The 3,651-nt window shown below is 71.0% G+C and carries 5 protein-coding genes; 3 read left to right on the top strand and 2 right to left on the bottom strand.

Features of this window, described 5'->3' with window-relative positions:
* Positions 1–364, top strand: a 364-nt coding sequence (locus RIM90_RS31015; RefSeq protein WP_309064068.1) for an adenosylhomocysteinase, incomplete at its 5' end; no start/stop codon positions are given.
* 152 nt (positions 365–516) lie between these two features.
* Positions 517–1,131: a hypothetical protein gene (locus RIM90_RS31020; protein WP_309064069.1), complete on the top strand. Its 615-nt coding sequence runs from the start codon at positions 517–519 to the stop codon at positions 1,129–1,131.
* 19 nt (positions 1,132–1,150) lie between these two features.
* Here RIM90_RS31020 and RIM90_RS31025 read toward each other — a convergent pair whose 3' ends face one another.
* Entirely contained in the window at positions 1,151–2,149 is a 999-nt protein-coding gene (locus RIM90_RS31025) for an RDD family protein (protein WP_309064070.1), read from the bottom strand.
* A gap of 185 nt (positions 2,150–2,334) precedes the next feature.
* Here RIM90_RS31025 and RIM90_RS31030 point away from each other — a divergent pair, with 185 nt between their 5' ends.
* Positions 2,335–3,342: a stage II sporulation protein M gene (locus tag RIM90_RS31030; protein WP_309064071.1), complete on the top strand. Its 1,008-nt coding sequence runs from the start codon at positions 2,335–2,337 to the stop codon at positions 3,340–3,342.
* Between the two features lie 81 nt (positions 3,343–3,423).
* Here RIM90_RS31030 and RIM90_RS31035 read toward each other — a convergent pair.
* Positions 3,424–3,651: hypothetical protein (locus RIM90_RS31035; protein WP_309064072.1), on the bottom strand; the 228-nt coding region annotated here is incomplete at its 5' end.

The raw sequence follows: 3,651 nt of genomic DNA on the forward strand, positions 1-3,651 counted from the left end.
GGTCCCCGGCATCGTCAAGGACGAGATCAAGCCGCAGGTCCACACCTGGACCTTCCCCGACGGCAAGAAGATCATCGTGCTGTCCGAGGGCCGCCTGCTGAACCTGGGCAACGCCACCGGTCACCCGTCGTTCGTGATGTCCAACTCCTTCGCGGACCAGACCCTGGCCCAGATCGAGCTGTTCACCAAGCCCGACGCGTACCCGACCGGCGTCTACGTGCTGCCCAAGCACCTCGACGAGAAGGTCGCCCGTCTCCACCTCGACGCGCTCGGCGTGAAGCTGACCACGCTCCGCCCCGAGCAGGCCGAGTACATCGGCGTGAAGGTCGAGGGCCCGTACAAGCCGGACCACTACCGCTACTGAGCCCAGGCTCCCCCGGGGAGCGCGTCCGTGCACCGACGCGCTTCCCCGGCAGCAGGTCCTCCGAAGCAGGCCCCCGCACCCCCGTGCCGGGGGCCTGCCCCGTTGGCGGACCAGCGACCGGCCGGCCCAGCCCGTCAAGACCCAGGACCCCCATGCCCCGCGGCCGCTATTCGCTCCACGATCCGCACGATCACACCCCCCTCGCAGAAGAGCACTTCCACTGCGCCCCCGGCCCTTCCGGCTGGCGCTACGTCTCCCGGCTCACCGCCCCCTCCGGCGATCACCTGGGTTCGGTCGACCTCGCCCTCGACGAACTGGGCCGCCCCATCCGCCTCGAACTCCACGCCGCGAGCTGGCAGGTCCGCGGCGCCGCCCTCGACGGCGTCACCTGGGTCCGTGCCGACCCCACCGGGGCCCATGCCACCGAAGGCAATGTGCGTGCCCACGCCTTCACCGGCTCGTCCCCCGCGTTCCTCGTCGCCACCACCCGCCTCCTGCGCCTCACCCCCTCGGCACCAGCCACCCGCGTACGCCTCGTCGCCCTCACGGACCCGGTCCTCGCCCCGCGCACCGTGGACCAGTCCTGGGCGCTGGTGAAAAGAGAAGCACACACCACTGACAACGGCCCCCTGACCGTGGACGAATACCAGGTCACAGCCCTGGACACAGGCGAACAGCACACCGTGCACATCGCCGGGGACGTGGTCCTCGCCGCCCCCGGCATCGAGCTGGAGGACCTCGCGTCACCACCGTCGGTCTTCGACTGAGCGGCGCGCCCTGCGAGACCTACGACGGCGGGACGAACCCCGTCGAGGGGCGATCGGCCGGCGCCGCGTCCTGCGGCGTGCCGGTCCGGTCCCCACGCACCGGCGCGTCCACGCCCTCCGCGGAGGAACGCGCGGACGGCGTCCCGGGCGGCACGGCTCGCGGGTCCGCCCACGGAACGGCCGGCGGCACGACCGCGGGGGGACGAGCGGGCGGGGCGTAGGCCCCCGCCGAACCGCCGGTGCCGACGTGACCGCCACCCGCGGCCGCCCCGTCCCCGAAGGCCCGCCGGGCCTCCCGGGCCTGCCGCTCCTGCACCACCGCCGCCAGATACGCGGCCGGCGGCACCCCGGGTGGCACCGGCGCCCCCGTACGGTCCGCCAGGTCCGCCGCCAGCCGCTCCGCCATCGTCCAGCCGACCTGCGGGTCCAGCTGCTGCATCCGCGTCAGGTACTGCCGGACGGCAAGCCACAGACCGTCGGGCACCGCCGACAGATCGAGACCCGAGAACCGCCCGGCCAGCCACGGAGGCGGCGGCGGCACGAAACCACCCCGCCCGGCCGGCACTCGCTCCCGTACGACCAGGGTTCCCGCGAACACATCTCCGAGCCGCCGACCGCGCGCCGACACCAGGGAGGCGATGCAGGCCACGACCCCGAACGTCATCAGGATCTCGATCACACCGATCAGACCCCGCACCAGCGCGTGCCGGAACCGGATCGGCCCCCCGTCGTCCCGCACCACCCGGAGCCCGCACGCCATCTTCCCGAGCGACCGCCCGTGACTGAGCGTCTCGACCGCGATCGGCCCGCCCACCAGCACGAGGACGAACACCGCGATCGATATCGCCGTCTGCGCCGCCTGGTCCAGAGAAGCCGTGGAAGCCACCAGGGCGACGGTCACGGCGATGTAGACCGCCACGGCCGCCGCCAGGTCGAGCAGCACGGCCAGCGCCCTGCTGGGCAGCCTCGCGGGGCGCAGCTCCAACGCCACCGCCTCGCCCGTCACCAGCTCACTCACGCCCGCCGCCCTTTCCTGGCCTGCCCCGAACACCGCCAGTCTGCCAAGCTGATGACACATCGCACCGCAGTACGACGAGCCGATCAAGCAGATCATCGATCCAGACGGTCCGGCCGATCGCCGACGAGCCACAGACGAGCCGTGCCGGCGAACAGCCGACGAACAGCCGAGGAGCAGGCACACCGATGGACCTCGACGTCTTCGTCTCCGCCCACCGCGCGGAGTGGGACCGCCTCGACGCCCTGCTCCGGCGCCAGCGCCGTCTCACGGGTGCAGAAGCCGACGAACTCGTCGTCCTCTACCAGCGCACCGCCACCCACCTCTCCCTGATCCAGTCGGCCGCTCCCGATCCCCAGCTGACCGGCCGGCTCAGCCAGCTGGTGGCACGCGCGCGCAGCGCGGTCACAGGCGCCCGGCGCGCATCCTGGCGGGACGTCACCCGCTTCCTCGCCCACGGCTTCCCGGCGGCCGTCTACAAGTCACGCCACTGGTGGGTGCCCACGGCACTCCTCTCCACAGCCGTCGCGGCACTGCTCGGCTGGTGGATAGGCACCCACCCCGAAGTACAGGCGTCCATCGCGGCCCCCAGCGAACTGCGCGAGCTCACCCGCCCCGGCGGTCAGTACGAGACGTACTACTCGAGCCACCCCGCGACCTCCTTCGCCGCCCAGGTCTGGACGAACAACGCATGGGCCGCCGCCCTCTGCCTGATCCTGGGCGTCTTCCTGGGCCTGCCGGTCCTCTGGATCCTCTTCCAGAACATGCTCAACCTGGGTGTCGGCTTCGGCCTGATGTCCTCGGCCGGCCGCCTCGACACCTTCCTCGGCCTCGTCCTGCCCCACGGCCTCCTCGAACTGACCGCGGTCTTCGTCGCCGCCGGAACCGGACTCCGCCTCGGCTGGACCGTCATCGATCCGGGCCCCCGCACACGCCGCACGGCACTGGCGGAGGAGGGCCGAGCGGCCCTGGCCATGGCGATCGGCCTCGCCCTGGTCCTCTTCGTCTCCGGCGCGATCGAAGGCTTCGTCACCCCGTCCGGCCTGCCCACCTGGGCACGCATCACCATCGGAGTCGTCGCCGAGCTGGCCTTCCTGGCCTACGTCTACGTCCTGGGCGGACGCGCGGCACGCGCCGGCGAGACCGGTGACCTGGACGCGGCCGAGCGCAGCGCCACCGTTCCGACGGCCGCCTGATGTGCGCAGCGGTCCGTTCAGCTGCTAGTCTCCTCTTCGCCCCACGGGAGCCGTTGACACGGAAGCTGTGGGGAGGTAGATTCAAACAGTTGCCTGGAGATGGGCTTCGACCCAGAAGGCGACAATGACATCTATCTGCTTCTCGAAACGATGATTTCGAAGAAGCCCCTCCCGATGAATCGGAAACGAAGGCCGGTCAATCCGCCCTGAAACTTCTGATAAAGTCGGAAGCGCCGGAAAGGGAAACGCGGAAGCGGGAACCTGGAAAGCACCGAGGAAATCGGATCGGAAAGATCTGATAGAGTCGGA

Source organism: Streptomyces sp. (assembly GCF_031181555.1).
In the GTDB taxonomy this organism is placed as follows: Bacteria; Actinomycetota; Actinomycetes; order Streptomycetales; family Streptomycetaceae; genus Streptomyces; species Streptomyces fimbriatus.